14 protein-coding genes are annotated in these 19679 nt (G+C 54.1%); 11 read left to right on the top strand and 3 right to left on the bottom strand.

Annotated features, from left to right (window positions below):
• The first annotated feature begins 2 nt into the window (after positions 1–2).
• Positions 3–770: a precorrin-2 C(20)-methyltransferase gene (locus JUK32_RS12890; protein WP_204139264.1), complete on the top strand. Its 768-nt coding sequence runs from the start codon at positions 3–5 to the stop codon at positions 768–770.
• Positions 771–805: 35 nt separating this feature from the next.
• Positions 806–2140, top strand: coding sequence for a hypothetical protein (locus tag JUK32_RS12885; RefSeq protein ID WP_204139263.1), 1335 nt, complete (start codon positions 806–808; stop codon positions 2138–2140).
• A 62-nt stretch (positions 2141–2202) separates the two neighbouring features.
• Here the strand turns inward: JUK32_RS12885 and JUK32_RS12880 are convergent, their stop codons facing one another.
• Positions 2203–2709 (bottom strand): SRPBCC family protein, encoded by a 507-nt coding sequence (locus JUK32_RS12880; RefSeq protein WP_309224540.1) that lies wholly within the window; start codon positions 2707–2709, stop codon positions 2203–2205.
• A 623-nt stretch (positions 2710–3332) separates the two neighbouring features.
• Between JUK32_RS12880 and JUK32_RS12875 the strand changes: the two genes are divergently transcribed.
• The 4 genes from JUK32_RS12875 to JUK32_RS12860 all read left to right on the top strand — a co-directional run bounded on the left by JUK32_RS12875 (position 3333) and on the right by JUK32_RS12860 (position 8492).
• Positions 3333–5147, top strand: a complete 1815-nt coding sequence (locus JUK32_RS12875; protein WP_204139261.1) for a DUF3352 domain-containing protein — start codon at positions 3333–3335, stop codon at positions 5145–5147.
• Positions 5148–5598: 451 nt separating this feature from the next.
• Positions 5599–6870, top strand: a complete 1272-nt coding sequence (locus JUK32_RS12870) for an NAD(P)/FAD-dependent oxidoreductase (protein ID WP_204139260.1) — start codon at positions 5599–5601, stop codon at positions 6868–6870.
• 43 nt (positions 6871–6913) lie between these two features.
• Complete coding sequence (locus tag JUK32_RS12865; RefSeq protein ID WP_204139259.1) at positions 6914–7327, top strand: DoxX family protein; 414 nt, start codon at positions 6914–6916, stop codon at positions 7325–7327.
• A 346-nt stretch (positions 7328–7673) separates the two neighbouring features.
• Positions 7674–8492, top strand: coding sequence for a mechanosensitive ion channel family protein (locus JUK32_RS12860; protein WP_204139258.1), 819 nt, complete (start codon positions 7674–7676; stop codon positions 8490–8492).
• A 330-nt stretch (positions 8493–8822) separates the two neighbouring features.
• Here JUK32_RS12860 and gghA read toward each other — a convergent pair whose 3' ends face one another.
• Complete coding sequence (gene gghA, locus JUK32_RS12855; protein ID WP_204139257.1) at positions 8823–11351, bottom strand: glucosylglycerol hydrolase; 2529 nt, start codon at positions 11349–11351, stop codon at positions 8823–8825.
• A gap of 250 nt (positions 11352–11601) precedes the next feature.
• Entirely contained in the window at positions 11602–13866 is a 2265-nt protein-coding gene (gene glgB / locus JUK32_RS12850) for a 1,4-alpha-glucan branching protein GlgB (RefSeq protein ID WP_204139256.1), read from the bottom strand.
• A 402-nt stretch (positions 13867–14268) separates the two neighbouring features.
• On the opposite strand from glgB, the gene JUK32_RS12845 reads away from it, so the two are divergent.
• The 5 genes from JUK32_RS12845 to JUK32_RS12825 all read left to right on the top strand — a co-directional run bounded on the left by JUK32_RS12845 (position 14269) and on the right by JUK32_RS12825 (position 19668).
• Complete coding sequence (locus tag JUK32_RS12845) at positions 14269–15525, top strand: Zn-dependent hydrolase (protein WP_204139255.1); 1257 nt, start codon at positions 14269–14271, stop codon at positions 15523–15525.
• Positions 15518–16753, top strand: coding sequence for a diaminopropionate ammonia-lyase (locus JUK32_RS12840; RefSeq protein ID WP_204139254.1), 1236 nt, complete (start codon positions 15518–15520; stop codon positions 16751–16753). The genes JUK32_RS12845 and JUK32_RS12840 overlap by 8 nt, the downstream gene beginning before the upstream one ends.
• A 250-nt stretch (positions 16754–17003) precedes the next feature.
• Positions 17004–17492: a hypothetical protein gene (locus tag JUK32_RS12835; protein WP_204139253.1), complete on the top strand. Its 489-nt coding sequence runs from the start codon at positions 17004–17006 to the stop codon at positions 17490–17492.
• Entirely contained in the window at positions 17493–18944 is a 1452-nt protein-coding gene (locus tag JUK32_RS12830; protein ID WP_204139252.1) for a hypothetical protein, read from the top strand.
• 112 nt (positions 18945–19056) lie between these two features.
• The gene (locus JUK32_RS12825; protein ID WP_204139251.1) at positions 19057–19668 is read left to right on the top strand and encodes a glutathione S-transferase family protein; all 612 of its coding nucleotides are present in this window, start codon (positions 19057–19059) and stop codon (positions 19666–19668) included.
• Positions 19669–19679 lie beyond the last annotated feature (11 nt).

Raw genomic sequence — 19679 nt, 5'->3', positions numbered from 1 at the left:
TGATGGCAGAACAACCAATCGGAACCCTCTGGGGCGTGAGCGCGGGGCCGGGCGATCCAGAGTTGTTGACGCTCAAAGCGGCGCGACTGCTGCAAACCTGTCCGGTAGTGGCGTTTCCGGCGGGACGGCAGGGGCAACCTGGGGTAGCGCAAACCATCATCCAGCCGCTGTTGTCGAGCCATCAAATACAGCTACCGTTGGCGTTTCCGTTTGTGCAAGATCCGGGCACGTTAGCGGCGGCTTGGGAGCTGGCCGCTGGGGCCGTTTGGGCACACCTCAAAACCGGACAAGACGTGGTATTCGCCACCGAGGGCGATGCTAGTTTCTACAGCACATTCACGTACCTGGCCCACACCCTGCAAAATCATCATCCCGAGGCCCAGGTCGCCACCGTGCCGGGGGTCTGCTCACCGTTGGCGGCGGCGGCCCAGCTAGGCATGCCGCTCACCATTCTGCAACAGCGGCTGCTGGTGTTGCCTGCCCTGTATGCGATCGCCGATCTCGAAGCCGCCCTTGACCAGGCCGATGTCGTGGTCTTGATGAAGGTGGCGTCGGTGTATGCCGACGTGTGGAAAATTTTGCAGCGCCGGGATTTGCTAGCCCAGAGCCGCGTCATTGTGCGGGCCACGCAAGCCGACGAGCAAATTTATCTGGATTTGCGCGATCGCCCCGATCTCGATTTGCCCTATTTCTCGCTCATGATTATTGACTGCGATCGCGCATCTTCTGCCCCACAGGCAACACAGCGTCCAGATTTCCGTCTAGGATAATTATCGCGTCTGGGCTTAAGGGAGCGATCACTTTCATGACTGCCAACCCACCTTCATCGCCACGATTTAACTGGCAACGATTTTTACAACCCACTTGGTTAGCGGGAGTCATTTCTGTTGGCTTTCACGGGGTGCTGTTTGCCGTTGGCCCCACGTTTCCGAGTCTCGGATTTGAGCCAATGACCGAGGCTGACTTGGCCGCCGAGCGCCGCAATGTGCCCCTGGTTGAACTCACGGCAGCGGAACAGGAGCGGTTGCCCGATTTTTCCAGCCCGTTCTACGATTTTGGCGAGTTTGGTAGCTTAGACCCGCTTTCGCCGCTGTTTGCCGAGGGTAATTCGCGGGGTGAGGGCGATCGCATCATCAATTCGGATCCCCTGCTGTCTCCCGGGCGCAATAATTCTCCCCCATCCGCCTATAATCTGCCGTTTGATATCAGTTCCATTGGCCGCCCCCGCTCGCCGCTGCCCTTGTCAGGTGGCTTGCCACCCCTGGGCAGCAGCGGCAACGAGACCATTGATCCAGACGCGACGACACCTGCGAACACTGCGCCAGGGCCAGAGCAGCCGCCTGGTGCGGCTGCGCTTCGTCCCGAGGCCGGTGAATCGAACTCCCTTTCCCAAGAAGACGCTGAGGCGATCGCGGCCAACAGCAATCCCACCAACACTGTCCCCCTCGAAGAACGCTTGCAGGCTTACACCTTTGATGGCGATAAAACGGACATTGACGCGATCAACGTCAGCTACAGCGAGTGGTTGGAAAATGGCGAAACCTTTGCCCTAGATTTGGCCGTCAGCGACGCCGACGCCATCAGCAGCGCCTTCGAATCGGCGGCGACAGCGGGGATTTTGGCTCCGGCCTCAGCCACCGATGAAGCGGGCACGGCTGACGCAGCGGATGCGCTAGTCGCGGGCATCATTCGGCGGCCCCTCGCCTTAGAAATTGAATATGGTGCCGGGTTCTGTCTCACCAAAGAGCCCCAAAAAGGCTTGATCGGCGCGTGGGTCAGTCCGGCGGGCGAACTGTTGGGCGCACCCGAGGTGATTCGCAGTACGGGCTATTTGGGCCTTAACCAGCAAGCCATTGACTATATTGAAACCCTCGATTTTTCGACCGTGGAGAGCTTCACGGGCTATCAATTTGAGGTGTTAGTGGCCTACGACCCAGACAACTGCGTCGAGGTCGGGAACCGGGCACCGGCAACGCTGGGGACCGGGGCGGCGGCCGATCCTGAACGAGAGACCTCAGAAGAGGATAAGACCACCAATCCTGAAAAACCGCGATCGCCTGCCTCCAGCGCACAGACCGCCCCCTCCTCGGAGGCTGAATCTTCCCCCCCTAACGCACCCAGCGACACCGCTGAAGAATAGTTCGGCTGGATCAGCGACGCACCGGCAACCTGAGGGGTGACTCGGGACTCTGAACGATGCGTTTACCGACAAAGGGCTTTACGCAGGTGCTCCATGTTGCCTGGCAAGTCCTGGCGCATCCCCTGTTCAATCAGAAAGGCCGGTATCGGAATTAGTGGCGTGGCTTGTACGGCATAGGTGAGCAGCGTGCCGTTTTGCCAATCTTGCAGCGTCAGGTCAGCCGCAAAATCCCGAAAAGTCCCTTTTTCCAGCCGAAACTGGATACTGCGATCCGGGTCTTCGTAAACTTTCAAATAAATTTCGACTTCCGCCGCGATCGCTAAAAATGCCTTGCGGCCAACTTGGTAAAGCCGATGCCCTTGGGGATTTGAGGCCAGCACCTCACTCCGGCTGATGTTGGGAAAAAGTTCGGGCCACCGACTGTATTGGGTCAACTGTGTCCAGAGGTCAGTGCGGCTGGCGGCGACATACATTTTGGCCCGCACAGCCGCACCCATCATGCCGTGGGGGGCTGTTTCGACTAAAACCTGTCCCCGTCGCAGGGCCTCACTTTGCTGAACTGACTTCACACGGGCCTGACTCCCAAAGAGCAGTGATGGTCGCCGAGAACCGTTCATAAGCGATGCACTACTGACCATAAATCTTCAGCTCCCAAGAATGACTTAGACAGGTGTGGCTGAGGGTGCACAGAAAAGTGTGCGAGTGAGGTAGTCGTAGTATCCCCTAAACGACGTGAAAATTAGCAGAAGTAGAGCGAAATCCAGATGAAGTTTCCAATAAGTTCGACCGCAGGATTGACCAAGAGTATGTAAATTTACACCCTAGATCTCAGGGCCAACCGTTTATAACTCCGATTCGATACCGTGCAAATACGCGATCGCAGACCTTGTTGCCGTTGCCCCACGTTATGCTGGCAGGCGGCAGCACTAGTCCAGGCTAGCCCATGCTGGTTTGAGCGATCGCCGATCTTCCCTCACAAATTACTCTGCTGCTGAGCGTCTCATTCTGAAAAGGGTTTGCTAAAGTGTCAGAGCTGAATTGCGTCTAGGTTGATCGGGTCGGCAGGATGGCTTGACAGAGCAGGAGCCTGGCCCCGCTTCCCGCATCGCGTTGTCGGCTTGGGCTCAACTCAACCGCTGGGCTCGTCTGAACCCTCCATGACTCTCACGCCACTGCTGTGATTAGCGGCCCTATGTTTGCCAAGAAACCGCCCCTCGTTGTCACTATTGGAACCACCGGCTTGCTGCTGCTAGCGGGAGCGTTGGGCTATGGCGGCTTGCGATGGCGCACCTTGCAAGCGCGGGGGCTGCCCGCCGGGGTGAGAGCGGTGCCCCAGTCCGCCGTGGCGGCGGTCACCCTGTCCACGAATCCAGAGCAGTGGGATCAAGTGCGGCAATTTGGCACCCCCGAGACCCAAACCACTTTTGATCAAAAACTGGCGGAATGGCGCGATCGCTGGCTGCGCCAATACGACCTTTCCTTTACTGCCGACATTGCGCCCTGGGTCGGGCCAGAAGTTACGATCGCGTGGGTGCCCCCCAATGCTGCGAGCGCCGACGGGGAGCCAGCGGGAAGCTTGGTGGGCGGTGAACAACGGCTGCTGCTGCTGCCGATCGCCGACCCAGAAGCTGCACAAATTTCGGCGGCAGCGTTGCCCCTAGCGGCCAATGATGACAACTCGATTGAGTATCGTGGCGTCACCCTGCATCAACTATCGCCCTCCGAGGCCGAGGCCACTGACATGGTGTTTGTGGGCCTACTAGGAACCCAGCTGATTCTCGTGGCAGAGGACGAAACCGTTGCTCAGCAGGCCATTGATGCTTACAAAGGGGGCAAGAACCTGGCCGATTTGGCCGAATATCGCCGCTCGTTTGAGCAGATTGGCGTCACTCAAGCGTTCAGCAAACTCTATGTCAACATTCCGGCGGCGACGCAGCTCCTGGCCCAAACATCGCAACCCACGCTGCCCGGGACTTTGATCGAGAGCTTTCAGGAGACGCGCGGGTTGGCCGCCACCATCGCCCTCGAAACCCAGGGGCTACAAGTCAGAAGCACCAGTTGGTTTGGCGAAGACAGCGATCGCACTTACGTCAATACCAACGTGCCTGCTCAGCTACCCGACTACGTGCCCCGCGACACTTTGGTATTTGCCTCGGGGGGAAGCTTTCAGCAGTTTTGGGCCGACCTGAGCGAGCGTCGCAATTGGGGCGCGTTGACGGCGCTCAACCCCGACAACTTAGCGCTAGCGCTGCAAGGCAGCACCGGCCTTACCCTGTCAGAAGATCTGCTGCCCTGGTTGCAAGGCGAGTTTGCTCTCGCCCTGGTGCCCCCTGCCACCGAAAGTATTCAGGATGATGCGACCCCCTTGCCCAATCCGAGTTTGGTGGCATTGGCCCAGGTGAGCGATCGCCTCGCCGCCGAACAAGCCTTTGCCCAACTGGATGATGTGGTGGAAAACCGCTATCGCTTTACCATCAGCGATGAGTCAGCGGGCGATGTGGAACTCGTGCGCTGGACGTCGCCGTTTGAGTCCACCATGCTGTCGCGGGGGTGGTTGGATAGCAGCATTGCCTTTTTGGCCCTGGGCGTGGGGACAGATGAAGCGATCGTGCCCCCACCCCGGCGCTCCTTGGCCCAGTCGCCCCTGTTCCAGCTCACCACTGGCGATGCGCCCTATCCGAACAACGGCTACTTTTTCGTCAACTTAGCCGCGCTCACCCAAACCGAAAGCAATTTATTTGTGCCCGATTTGCCGGTGGCAGATCAGGGCCTGTTGACCGCGATCGAGGCGTTGGGGGTGACGGCCACCGTACTCGACGAGCAGCATTTGCGCTATGACTTGTACCTGGTCTTAAAGCGGGGCAATCGGCCTGGCCCGTTGCCGAGCGGCCCCGCCTCAGACGCCGCCTCGCCCGGCGCTGACGAGGCCGAGTCAACCGAATCCTCGCCGGATCAAGAATCTTCACCAGCTGATGCAGAATCGTCCGGCCCCACCGACACCCCGTAAAAATTGCCATATATTTTGACTCCTACTGGGAAGGGCGGCACAAGACCATTCCAGACTAGAGGCGGTGGATGAGTGTGAAGGCTTTCCCTGCTTTGGTATGGATACCTTTAGGGACTTGCGTGCAAAAAAGATCCCTAAAGATCCCTATGGACCGAGTTTCGACTCCGCTCAACTCTCGATACTGGCAGGTTGAGCGAAGTCGAAACCGAATGGCACGGGTACTTTATTTCATTGCAGCTTCCTTAGCGTGAGCATGTCCCGACTCTTATGCTTGACCGCCGCTGACTCAGGCAGTTGCCATGGGATGGAGCGATCGCGCGCCGATGGAGGGCTTGACAGACAGACTCAGCACCGCCGAAACCGGAAAATCTATCGGTTAGCCGATTTCCAGCGCCGCCGCTTAACTTAAGTTAATATTTAGATTCTTTCTTGGACTAGAGGCAGCTTTGCCATGGCTCCCCCCTCCCCATCGACCCAGCGCGATCGCATCGTCATTATTGGCGCGGGCTTTGGTGGGTTTCAAGCAGCTCAGTCCTTGGCTGGGGCGACGGCGGACGTGCTGTTAATTGACCGCAATAACTACCACACATTTGTGCCGCTGCTGTATCAGGTGGCGACGGCCCAATTAGAGCCCAGTCTAGTCGCGTATCCCGTACGGACAAAACTCCGGGGGATGCGGAATGTGCGCTTTTTGCAGGCCGAGGTCAAGCGGGTCGATTTTCATCACAAATTGGTGGACTTGGGAGATAACCTGATTCCTTACGATTATTTAGTGGTCGCGACGGGGGCCGCTGTTCACGACTATGGCGTGCCCGGCGTGGCAGCCCATGCGTTTACCCTCCAAAGCCTGCGCGAGGCGTTGGAGCTGCGCAATCATGTGCTCCAGTGTTGCGAACAGGCCGCTTTTATTACCGATGACCGGGAGCGCCAGCGGCTCATGACCTTTGCGATCGTGGGGGGCGGGGCGACTGGAGTCGAGCTAGCTGGTGCCCTAGCCGAATGGCTCAGGGGCGCAGTGCGGCGCGATTTTTCGGAGTTGAGTGACTGGGGCCGCGTGATGCTGTTGCAGGCCGGTTCCAGCCTACTGCCTGAGTTTCCCCAGCGGTTAGGCAATTACACCCATCGCCAGCTAGAGCAGTTGGGGGTGCAGGTGAGCCTGAATACGAAAGTGACGGCGTGTTCTGAGCAGGACGTTAAGCTGTCTGACCAAGAGGCGATCGCGACGGCTACCGTGGTCTGGGCGGCTGGAGTCACGGCCAATCCTCCGACCCTGGCTCAGCCCAGCCATCAAAAAGCCAAAGGCAAGCTGGCGCTCCGCGAGACTTTACAGCTAGTTGAGCATGACAATGTCTATGCCATTGGCGATGTGGCCTACTTTGAGCAGTCCGGCGAGCCCCTATCAGGGGTGGCCCCCGAGGCGCTACAGCAGGGCGTGGCAGTGGCCCGCAATCTGCGGCGGCAACTCGCTGGCGACTCGCCCCGACCGTTTCGCTATCTCAACAAAGGGCGGTTGGCGATTATCGGTGGTTATGGCGGCGTGGGCTCAGTGCTGGGCGTTAATTTTGGCGGCTGGCTGCCCTGGCTGATGTGGTTGTTGGTGCATGTGGTTTATCTGCCGGGGTATCGCAGCCGACTTTTAGTCTTGCTGACCTGGGTGCAAAACTACGTCATGGGCGATCGCGCCCTGCGTCAACTGTCTGCTCATACAGATGCCAAGCATTGAGCTTTGACTTGGATTTTTTTGCAGTTTTATTGAGGTATTTTCGATGAAATATTTACCCTTAGTGGCTCGCATTGCCTTAGCACTCGTCTTTCTGAATGCGGGCATTAAGCATTTGATTGGGTTTTCGGGATTTGCTGACATGATTGGCCAGACCTTACCGTTGGCTCCGCTGTTCGCGATCGGCACGATTGCGTTCCAGCTTTTAGGGGCAGCTTCTCTGATCTTTGGCTACAAGGTCAACATCGGTGCCACGCTGCTCATTTTGTTCTTAGTGCCAGCGACATTGGTTTACCACAATCCGCTTTTAGATAGTGCTGAATTGACGGCTTTTCTGAAGAATTTGGGTCTCGTTGGGGGCCTGTTGCTGGTGATTTACACGGGGGCAGGTGCAGCCAGTATTGATGGTTCAAGTAAGCGCACTGAACAACCGCGTGAAATGACGCCCTCAGGACGATGAAACTTGCAGGCAGCAGTGTTCTCATCGCAAGGATGTTCATCTAGTCATCACCGATTAAACAGCCAACTCAGATTTGCCGGTTTCTTCCTGATTGACAGTGAGCGGTTTGCCCACGATTGGAGATAACGACACAAGTTTGGATTGCCTACAAATAAGCAAATCCTGCTCTCAGATATGTGCTGGGGCAGGATTTTTTAATGTCTGCAATCGTTGAGTCACTTAAGCTATTTGGAAAACTTATGCTGCTAATAGAATCTATCCTTTAGATGATTGATTCGAGTGGTGGCCCCCCTTTAATAGAGTCTGACATCAATGTCATGCTTAACTTGGCAAAGGGGAATTGTTTATGCAAGAAATACCAGATTATCTGCAAACGGCAGTCGATGTGATTACGCGGTTTGGCCTGAATGTGTTGGCCGCGATCGCAATTTTCATTGTCGGTCGCTGGATTGCCAAAGCCGTGCGGCGATTCCTTCGGCGAATGCTCAGCAAAAATGGTACTGATCCCACCCTGGCCAACTTCTCCGCCAACCTCGCCTATTATTCAGCTCTAACGGTGACCATTATTGCTGCCCTTAGTCGAGTCGGGGTACAAACGGCCTCACTGGTAGCAGTTTTGGGTGCTGCGGGGTTAGCGATCGGCCTCGCGTTAGAAGGGTCTCTGGCTAACTTTGCCGCAGGTGTCTTACTCATTTTATTCCGACCCTTTAAAGTCGGTGACTTTGTTGAAGCGGGTGGCGTGTTGGGCACCGTTCAAGAGATTCAACTCTTTTCGACCCGCTTAAAAACGCCAGAAGGCAAGCGAGTCATTTTGCCTAACTCCATGGTGACGGGTGACAAAATCGTGAATAACTCGGCGGAGGGAACGCTACGGGTCGATATGATCATTGGTGTTTCCTACGATGCTGATATCGACCATACCCGACAGATTATTACCGAGGTGGTTCAGGCTGATCCCTATGTTTTAAGTGAGCCTGCGCCCGTCATTCGCGTGACTGAGTTGGCCGATAGCAGCGTCAACTTTGCGGTGCGCCCTTGGACAGAAGCAGCACACTATTTAGATGTTTACTTTAACGTGCAAGAAAATGTGAAAAAACGGCTAGATGCAGAAGGTATTTCGATTCCGTTCCCGCAGCAAGAAATTCGGTTATTTCAGCAAAATTAAGCTGCTGTGAGCTATTAGTTTTATGAGCCAATAACCATCTCCGTGAAATGGTTATTGGCTCTTTAAAGCTTCTCACTACTGTTTAGGTAAACCAGTTAATGTCAATATTTCAACATCTATTTCAACATCTATTTCAACATCGTTAATAGCTGAGAAAAAGCAGCTTCTCTAAGAGGAAAATTTGTGATGCGGAACTGGAGTGAATGTCTACAACTGGTCATCTATTTCACATGTTTGATGACTAAAAGCCCGTCTGAACATTAAATTCAGGCGGGCTTTTGGATGAAGATGGAGGATACTTGTTTTTTGTTTTTTGTGTTGGCTTGAAAGTTATGATGTGCGCTCTAGTAAGACGGCTTGACTGTCTGACAGGGCGAACGATTTGGGCACGATCGCGCCGGGTTTGAGGTCAACACCAGGGGAGGCGATCGCCACTCGCCAGTCAGCTAAGTTAACTTGCAGCCAATCGCCGAGCGTTACCTCCAGCGGATCGCCACCCATATGGGTCACCATCGCCACCTGATAGGGATTGCCAGTAGTTTCCGGCGCAGTGCGCAACCCATAAAACAGGGTCTGTGCTTCTGTATTGATGCGGTTGAAGCGATCGAGGTTTGAGAGATTTTCCCGCAACCAGGGATTAGCTAACCGAAACCGCCGTAACGCAAGGTTGTAGGCAGCTTGATCGGTATCAATCGCGTCTTCTTGCAGCCACACGTTGCACATTTCATGGGCATCTTCCATGAAATTTTTGGCGAAGTCCTTGAGTTTGTGGACATCCAGTTGGGTCAGAATTTCGGATTTGTCGGGAGTATTCAACTTTTGCAGCGTTTGGGCCGACTTGCGTGTTTTCGCTTTTTCTTTAACAGTTTCCGACTCCGGATCGGCCACAATGAATTCCTGACATAAATGGGCGACTTCTTCTAAGTCATAGTCGGTGTCTTCGATCGCGTCATACAAACCCTTCACAAACTGTCGCAGCTCGCCCAGCTTGGTAAAGCCCATCGCTTTGAGTCGGGGAAAAATGTTTGGCCACTCATAGGTTTCGGGGATGATTTGCCAGTCGAGAAAGCCGCCGACCTCTTCGGAAACGACTTTGACGCCGTAGCGATCGTCCGTATTGCGCAAAAAGCCCCAGGGAGCGTGCATCGTGCAGTTGATGAAATCCATCGGCAAACCGGGACTGAAGCCGTAGGTCATGAGCGCGATCGCGGGGTTATCGTAGGCGTTGTTCAACACTTCCGGTAGCCCTTCGCCCAAGTTCCAGTTAATGTCGAGGTCGGGATCGACCTGGGTGCCGCGCCGCAGGGTGTCGTGGTTGCCACAGCCCGTAATCCAGTTGGCCCCGACCTGCATTTGCTCCGTGACTCGCCGCCATTTTTTGTCCCAAAACTGGCGAATGCTGGGGGTATTGTGGGCAAAAACCAGCGGCCCCCATTGGAAGGCGTCGGGCTTGAATTCCACAATATCGCGATAGGTCGAGATCTCTTCCCAGCCTTCGGCGGGCCAGGGGCGACCATCTTCAAAGATGGAATAGAGCCGTCGCACGCTGCCGCCAATTTCTTGCCGCACCTCGGCCATGTCGCTGAGGTAGTTGTCGTCATACTCCACGAGGCCGGACAGCGGGTTGAAGAATTTGAAATCTTGCGCCCCATCCACCCGGATGCCGTCAGCGCCGGTATTGTTTTTACGGCGCTGCATTTCCAGCAAAATGCCCCGCACGGTGGGATTCTGGTGGTTGATATCCTGACCGTACATGTTTGGCCCTTTGAGAAATCGCCCATTGAGCAAATTGCTGCCCTGGTTGTCAGCGTGGCCGTACACAATGTCGTAAATGACTTGGATTGGCCCTGTGGGGAAGTTGTGCAGGGTTTCGATAAACTCCACCAGTTCATCGGGGCGCAGGGTTTCCAGCACGGAGGGGTTGGTCGCGGAGCAGCCAAAGATGACAATGTCGTAGCCCCAGTTCTGGGTATCAGGCTTTTTCAGGGTGACTTTCACCTCCCCCTCTTCTCGCTCGACCTCGGCGGTTTCGGGATCCATTTCGCCCATATCGTCTTCGTCAATGATGAAGAAGCCATGTCCCAGTTCGTGCTCGCCGAGATATTCCACCGTGGGTTCGATGGGGAGCAGTTGCACAGATTCGTAACCGATGAAATTTTGCTCAGCGGGGGTTAGCGTCTGCTGGGTTTTGAGTTTGTCGGCGATCGCCCGATACACGCTCGTCAAACCGCTCAGATAACCATTGGGCGATGCCGTATTGACGTGCAGTTGCAGAATGTTGGTGGGTGGATGCACCCGGATCACGTCATTTTCGTCGACATCGCCCTGGGTGAAGTAGTCCAGATCGGCGCGATCGCGCTGTAGCTGCTCCATGTCATACAGCTCAGCGGGGGCATAGACGCCGTAAGGCAGGGAGTAGGCCAAGCAATCGCCAATCACTCGCACTTCATCGGTGTTCATATCCAAGTAGCGCAGCCAATAAAACGAGCCAATCTCGGTTTTCGTGCCCGGTTTCATACCCGATAGCACGCCCCAAAAATACTCTCCCTCTTTGACGAGTTCGATGTAGTCCCGCCGAAAGACCGTCTTTTGGGTGGCCTTGCTGGGATCAATCTTCTTCTTAGGCGTGAAAACTTCCAGGTAGATATTTTTGGGCTGCACCATATCGGCCCCCAACTCCGGTGCCCAGAACCCAATCTCAGTCAGGCCATCGGGACGATAATGCGCCCCCAGCCGGGTCGCGAGCATTTGCGCTTTGTGGTACAGCGTTTCGTCTGATTGCTGAACGGACTCGGACCAATCCACTAAGGCTTGGGTCTCGGTTTCCAACAGTTGAATACGGGCAGCCGTCGCGACCATGAAGCTTCCTTCCTTCGTAGAAAAATGAACAACAGAATGAGTAAGGATTTGATGTGACTTGAGTTTGATCAGCGCGTTGAGCTTTTGCTCGAAACCGCTTTCCTACAGGAACCAAGGCGGCCCACTCGACTCACCGCGTCGCCGCTGCTCAAAGCTCAAGCCGAGCATGGGGGTGGAGCGTTTCATCAAACTCACGGGCTTGGCAGCACCCTATCGCGAGGCGAGGTGCTGCGTCAGTTGCGCAAGTTACTTACTGGTCGAGTTTAAAAACGGCGACGCCCAAGGGCGGTAGGGTCAGGGCGAGAGCATGGGGCCAGCGCGGATGATCCCAATCGTGGCTCTGTTGGCCCCCGTGATTGGTCGTTCCGCTGCCGCCGTATTGTGACTCATCGGTATTGAGCAATTCGCGGTAATAGCCCGTTTGGGGTACGCCCACCCAGTAGTCGTACAGCGGTTGGGGCGTGAAGTTGCACACCGTCACAATGAACTGGTCGGAATGCTTGTCTCGACGGATAAAGGTGACCACGCTGTTATCAGCGTCGTTGCATTCAATCCACTCAAAGCCATCGTCAGAAAAGTCGTCAGTATATAGCGCTGGCTCTTGCTTGTACAGCGTATTGAGACTGGCGACGAGATGCTTCAGCTGGTGATGGGGTTTCTGCTCCAGCAGACCCCAATTCAGGTCGAGCCAAGCATTCCACTCGGTCGTCTGACCAAATTCCATGCCCATGAATAGGGTCTTTTTGCCGGGATGGGTGAACATGTAGGCAAACAGCGATCGCAGGTTGGCCAGTTTTTGCCACTCGTCTCCTGGCATCTTTTGATAGAGATGACCCTTGCCATGCACCACCTCATCGTGGGACAGCGCCAGCATAAAGTTCTCGGTAAAGGCATACCACAGCGAGAACGTCACGTTGTTGTGGTGATATCGCCGATGAACGGGGTCTTCGTGGAAATAGTGAAGCATGTCATGCATCCAGCCCATGTTCCACTTCAGGTTGAAGCCCAGACCGCCCACGTAGGTGGGACGAGACACGTTGGGCCAGGCGGTGGATTCTTCCGCGATGGAGAGTACGCCGGGATAATAGCCGAACAGCAGGAAGTTGAGCTGCTGGAGAAAGTCCACGACTTCGAGGTTCTCGTTGCCGCCGAACTGGTTGGGCACCCATTCGCCGTCCTCGCGATCGTAGTCGAGGTACAGCATGGAGGCGACCGCATCGACCCGGATGCCGTCAATGTGATATTTGTCGAACCAAAACAGGGCATTCGAAATGAGGAAGTTCTTCACCTCATGGCGACCGTAGTTAAACACCAGGGTGCCCCATTCCTTGTGCTCGCCTTTGCGCGGGTCAGCGTGTTCGTACAGGTGACTGCCGTCGAAGTAGGCCAAGCCGTGGCTGTCCTTCGGAAAATGGCCCGGCACCCAGTCCACAATGACGCCAATGCCGTGCTCATGGCACTGGTCAACGAAATACATAAAGTCTTGGGGGCTGCCGAAGCGTGACGTGGGGGCAAAGTGTCCCGCCACCTGATAGCCCCATGAGCCGTCGTAGGGATGCTCGGCCACGGGCAACACTTCGATGTGGGTGTAGCCCATCTCTTGCACGTAGGGAATGAGGCGATCGGCCATTTCCCGATAGGTCAAAAACCGCGCTCCGGGCTTTTGTCCGCCCACGGCCACGGGTTGGGTGCCATCCGTCGGAAGATTATCCATGCCGTCATGAATCCAAGAGCCCAGGTGCACTTCGTAAACCGAAATGGGCTGCTCTTGGGGATCAGAGTTGCGGCGCTGCTCCATCCAGGTTTGGTCCTGCCATTCGTAAGTCAAATCTGCCACGATGGAAGCCGTTTCCGGACGCACTTGTTGCTGAAAGCCATAGGGATCGGACTTCAGATAAAGGTGTCCGTCGGAGTTTTTGATCTCGTATTTATAAAGTTCACCTGGCTGAAGCTCGGGAATGAATAAGTCCCAGACTCCACTGTTCAACATGCGCATTTGGTGGCGACGACCGTCCCAATTGTTGAAGTTGCCGACAATCGAGATATTGCGAGCGTTGGGTGCCCAGACGGCAAAGTAAACGCCTGCGACACCATCCACCTCAACCGGATGCGCTCCCATCTTTTCGTAAATTAGGTGATGGTTGCCTTCATTGAATAAGTGAATATCGAAGTCTGTCAGCAGCGGCGACTTGAAGGCATAGGGGTCGTGCATGACCCGTTCGTGACCGTTTTCTTTCACCTTGAGGCGATAGTTGCGGTCTTCAGGGCCGGGCATTTCGCATTCAAAAAAGTGGGGATGATGTACCGACTGCATCGGATATTCCCGCCGCTCTTGGGGATGGATGACCCAGGCGGCTTCGGCCTCTGGCAAGTAGGCCCGTACGACCCATTTGGCCCCGCTACCGTTGCCGTCGGTGGCGGCCATGGCATGGGAGCCCAGCACCTCGAACGGGTTATTGTGGCGATTTTCGATAACGCTATAAACCTGATCGGATGAAATGGATGCAGTCGACATATTAATCAAAAAGTTTAGTTTGCAGTGAGCAGTGAATTGAATATCGGGGGGGCTGTTGCGCCGATCTTTAAAGTGTGCCAAGCACGGGCTAACAAGTACGCCGAGGGGGGAGTCTAGTACACCTCTTGATGAATTCTGAGTGATCAGTGCTGTCTCATGTGTGTTTTAGAGGATATATCTCGTTGCCGACATCTACCATGAGGACGACTTTATCATCCCTCTGTGATTGACTGGGGGGCGAATTGGTGCCCAGCGAGCATGAAACCTTTAGCGAGTGGATCGTGTGGTTGATGCTCAACCGGATTATTCGGCGATCTTTAGCGGTTGATTTAGTAGTGATCCCGACAACGGCTGGCGACCTTTCTCGTCAGGATAGAACGACTGAGCGAATGACCTGGTGTAATGAAAACTGCGACTTTATTGCGGATTAACCGCGATCGCCTGCAACAGCGATTGTCAGCCCTGGCTACCATTGGCCGACTGCCGGAGGGGGGCGTACGACGCACCGCCTACAGTGATGAAGACCTCGCGGCCCGCCAGTGGGTCACGACGGCGATGCAGGCGGCGGGCATGACGGTAACCCTTGATGCGGCGGGCAACCTGATCGGTCGCTACGGGGGGACTGAAGCGTTACCCGCGTTGGCGACGGGCTCCCACATTGATACGGTGCCAGCCGGAGGGCGCTATGACGGAGCGCTGGGCGTCTTGGCTGGCATTGAAGCGGTGGCGACGTTGCACGAATCAGGGCTGCGGCTGCGGCATCCCATCGAAGTGATTGCCTTTACCGACGAAGAAGGGGAAATGATTGGCAGCAAGGCCATGGCGGGTACGGCCAAGTTGACCGATCCCGAACATTTTCGGCGATTAGATGGCGAAACGATTCAAGCCTGTTTGCAGCGGGTGGGCGGCAACTGGGAGGCGCTAGCGACGGCGCAGCGGACGGAGGCCGCGATCGCCGCTTACCTGGAACTGCACGTGGAGCAGGGGGGCGTGCTGGAGTCGGAGCAGTGTCAGATTGGGGTGGTGCAGGGGATCGTCAGCTTGCAGCGCTTCCAAGTCACCATTACGGGCCGACCGAACCACGCAGGCACCACACCGATGCACCTGCGCCAAGATGCCCTCTATGCGGCTTCGCTGCTGGTGGCTGCCGTCCATGATGTGGCAGTCGAGATTCCCGGTGATCAGGTGGCGACGGTGGGCTTGCTGAACGTGCTGCCCAATGCCGCCAACATTGTGCCGGGACAGGTGCATCTCACTATCGATATGCGGGATCTCTCCCTGGAGACGTTGAGCACCATGGTCACGGTACTGAAGCAGCGCATTGACGAGATTATGAGCAGCACCAGCACCCAAATTGAGCTGCGGCCCCAGCATTTTGTCGAGCCGACCTTGGCGAGTCCGGCGGTGCAGGCGGCGATCGCCACTGTTTGCGACGATCTGAATCTCACCCATTACTCCATGCCCAGCCGCGCCATCCACGATGCCCAAGAGATCGGGCGCTTTACGCAGATGGGGATGATTTTTGTGCCCAGTCAGGCCGGAGTGAGCCATGCCGAAGATGAGTACACTTCGCCGGAGCAGTGTGGGCAAGGGGCCGATGTGTTGCTGAATACGCTGATCGCGTTGGACGCACAACTCGCAACGGGCCGCCATGACTGACCGGCTGCCGCAGTTTGCCGACTGGCCGGTGGCCTGCCTGCGCAATCCCCAAGCGCGGCGCGACCTGGTCTACGATGCGCAGCCGACGCCGTGGCTATCGCTGGCGGGCACGGCGGCGGCGTGGGGCGAATTGCGCCAGTGGCCGACGTATCAGCCCACGCCCTTGCGATCGCTGCATGACCTCGCGGCCAATCTATCCATTCAGCAACTTTGGTACAAAGACGAAGCCTCCCGTTTTGGGCTGGGCAGCTTCAAAGCCTTGGGGGGAGCCTATGCGGTGTTTCGGCAACTGGTGCAGCCGGTAGAGGCCGCCACGGGTAAAGCCGACATCACCGCTGCCGACCTGTGCTCTGGCCAGTATCGTGACCTCACCCAAACCGTCACCGTCACCACCGCCACCGATGGCAACCACGGGCGATCGGTCGCCTGGGGGGCGCAACAGTTTGGCTGCCGCTGCGTCATCTATCTGCACGCTGGGGTCAGTGCCGGACGGGAAGCCGCGATCGCGGCCTATGGGGCCGAGATGGTGAGAGTCGCGGGCAACTACGACGATTCCGTCCACCAAGCCGCTGCGGATGCCGAGACCCACGGCTGGATTCTCGTCTCCGACACCGCCCATCCCGGCGACACCGAAATTCCCAGTGTGGTGATGCAGGGCTACACCGTTATGGTGGCCGAGGTGTTTGACCAACTGCCGCCCGACCAACTGCCCACCCATGTGTTGGTGCAAGCCGGGGTCGGCGGGCTAGCGGCGGCGGTGTGCGCGTATCTGTGGGAACGATTTGGCCGCGATCGCCCCACCACCATCGTGGTGGAACCCGATCGCGCCGCCTGCGTTTACGCCACCGCCCAACAAGGCGAACTGGTGACCCTCACGGGCGACCAAGACACGCTTATGGCCTGCCTCTCCTCCGGCCATACTTCGACCATTGCGTGGGACATTTTGCGCTATAGCGCCGACTGGTTCATCACCATTCCCGACGAGGCGGCGGTGCTGACCATGCAGCAACTCGCCCACCAGCGATCGCCCATCGTCGCGGGAGAGTCTGGAGTCGCCGGCCTGGCTGGATTACTCGTCATTTGCCAACAGCCCGCCATTCGCCAGCAACTAGGACTCACCACCACCTCGCGAGTGCTCACTTTCGGCACCGAAGGCGCAACCGATCTCGAAATTTATCAACAACTGATTAATCGCTCAGTCTCCGCGCCCGCAAATTTGATGCCGTAGCGATCGCCAGACGATGACTAAAAATATGTGGAAAGTTTCTCACGATCTACCGACGTCGGCATAATATGCGGAAACATTCTCGCGATCCACCTAAATCGGGATAATATGCAGAATCTTTCTGTCTAATAAGATTGTTAGATAGCCTGGATTTTAATGCGGACTGTATTGAAAGCTGGTTTGTGAGTAGATGGTTGTAAGCCTTTGAGGTACAAGTTAAATTGAGTGCAAAACTTTGGAAGGGCAAAGGTCGATGCCTCGATACACTATCCCTCAGTGTCCAGAACTGTTACTAACGGTACCAAATTCAGATCCAGAAAAAGCTAGGTATAAAGCTACACAAAAGCTTATTCATTTAATTAACGAGAATCAATTAGATGTTCAGATCCCCGAAGGATTCAGCACCAGACAGCTTATTGAAATTACAGAGAAAGATTTAATGGCACAGGGTGAGGATAAAGTTATTGAGGCAGTGAAGACTCTTAGTAAACTCTCTGCATCAAGACGAAAGGTTCAAGAACTTCATGAACAAGCCCTAGAAGCAAGGCATCAAATTGATATTTTGTTTGAAGACAAGAAAATAACAGCAGAAGAGTTTGAAAAAATTGAAGAAGGTTTTAGAGCTCTAAAAGAGTTTGCCACAGCTAACCTTCGCTATAAAGAGGCGCTACCAAATGCTGAGACTGCCCGCTTACTAATTGATCAAGCTCTAGAATCTCCTGAATCACCTAAAACTAAGTAAATGCAGTACTTTTCTCACTTTTATAAGCTTTCTACAACTGGAGAGGAGATTTGGCTCGATCCTAGAATGGATCGAGATACGGGACTTTTCATTGACCCTTTTTTCGTCTTTAGATCTGAAATTCCTACTTTCTCAAATGCTAAGCAGAAGTTCTTGGACTTTTTCAGGGCAGCGTTTGAGCTAGCACACGAGGCAAAACGGTCTGGAACAGCACTAAAGAAATTAGAAAACCTTCTTAAGTTTCCAGAAGTAATGGAAATTCGATTAGGATTATCCGTGGGTGAAGGAGGGGCTGGACCGGGCAGCAAATTTGCGAAGGCTTGTGCTGGTGCTTTAGTAAGGCTAGCTGAAAAAGGTTACAGAGGACTCGATCATTTTGAGGAGATAGAAATCTTCACTAAAGGAATTGGTCCCGATGGGATTAGCGATGCCACAGCAAATATTCTGAAATACGAATTGATTCAATATACTCAAGAAATTTGCGAGCAATTTTCTATTCCAACCAAAAAGTTTTTGATTGACAATGCTCAATTTGATTTTCATGACAGACGCTGGGATCATGCAACGTTCAGCCTACCTGAGAATCCTTGTCTTAAAAACAAGGCAGTACTGTTAGTTCCAAAGGAATTTTTATGCACAATTCATGCTATAGGCTCTGATGGATTTTCAGAATACGTATCTAGAAATAAGAGCGAGGAACTGAGGGCAGATCTCAATTATGAGATTGAGAAGTCCTTTAGCAAAGCGACCATTATCGATATTGCGGAAAAGCGCCCAGAGTGGGTTAGTGAATACATACAGTATGTTGAGAATGAAGCGAATATTACTCCTTACAATCTTGAGGAGGATGAGAAAAACTTATATCGCAATACGAGAAAGGCATTTGACTTTGCATCCTTGAATCCCATACCTCTATCTGCCTCGAATGATGAAGAGTTTCTACAGTTTGTAGAAACCATAATTCAACAATTCCGCTTGTGCGTTGAGGAACAAGGCTGCTTCAAGCTTCTTTGGAATGATGCACAGAAATTGACTAACTCAGATGAAGCTGAGCGTAAACCGCGTGATGAAAATACAGCACAGTGTTTGTTCTCAAGCATAGTGACAAGCTATTGTCAAGCAAATAACATAGACATATCAAGAGAGGTTGAAACTGGGAGAGGCCCAGTCGATTTTAAGTTCTCATCAGGCTACCAAAAACGTGCTTTAGTTGAACTGAAACTTGCAAAGAGTAGCAAGTTAAAACAGGGGCGTTTAGAGCAACTTCCCGCTTATTTGAGAGCAAAACAAATTCAGCATGGATATTATGTGATTATCGTTTATAGAAAGAAAGAATTTGAGAAGATAGAAAAGCTGCTTGAAGAAGCAGAAAAGGTAGATTTTGGTGACTTGTTGTTTAAAGTCGTAACTGTTGACGCAGGTCTAGATAAACCGTCAGCTTCAAATATTTAGGAACGTGTCGGCAATCTAGCAATCCGGTTGGAGCGAATAGTTGAGAGTCTTTTCGTCTACCTTTGTGGTCAATCTGCTGCCGCTCAACCGGAACGTTAAGTGAGAAAATTATATGTATAAGATTTTCGGGGATATGTTGTCTGGGAACTGTTACAAAATCAAACTGTTGATGCAGTTTTTGGATATTCCCCATCAATGGATTCCGGTTGACATCCTCGCGAGCGAAACTCATACCGAAGCGTTTAAGCGCATGAATCCCAACACCCGAATACCCGTCGTGGAGTTGGATGACGGCAACTATCTGTGGGAGTCCAATGCAATCTTGAATTACTTCGCAGAAGGAACTGACTTTTTGCCCTCAACCAAGTATGAAAGAGCGAAAGTTTTACAGTGGCAGTTTTTTGAGCAGTATAGTCATGAACCCTATGTTGCCACCGCCAGATACATCAATAAGTACCTGGGTTTGCCTAAAGAGCGAGAAGCCGAATATCACGCAAAACAAGCGGGTGGATACAAAGCGCTGGCCGTGATGGAACAGCATTTAGCTGACAATCAATTCTTTTTGGGTGCGAATGCGACCATTGCCGACATTAGCTTGTATGCCTACACCCATGTCGCTCACGAGGGGGGCTTTGATTTGTCAGAGTATGCCAATATTCAACGATGGTTCAAAGATTTTGAAAGCATTCCTGGCTACATCAAAATGGCGAGAGAAAACGCCTGACAATCCTGCTG

Origin of the sequence: Halomicronema sp. CCY15110 (genome assembly GCF_016888165.1) — a bacterium.
In the GTDB taxonomy this organism is placed as follows: domain Bacteria; phylum Cyanobacteriota; class Cyanobacteriia; order Phormidesmidales; family Phormidesmidaceae; genus Halomicronema.
The sequence above is the reverse complement of the archived record's forward strand: the minus strand, read 5'-3'. Positions and strand labels throughout refer to the sequence as shown.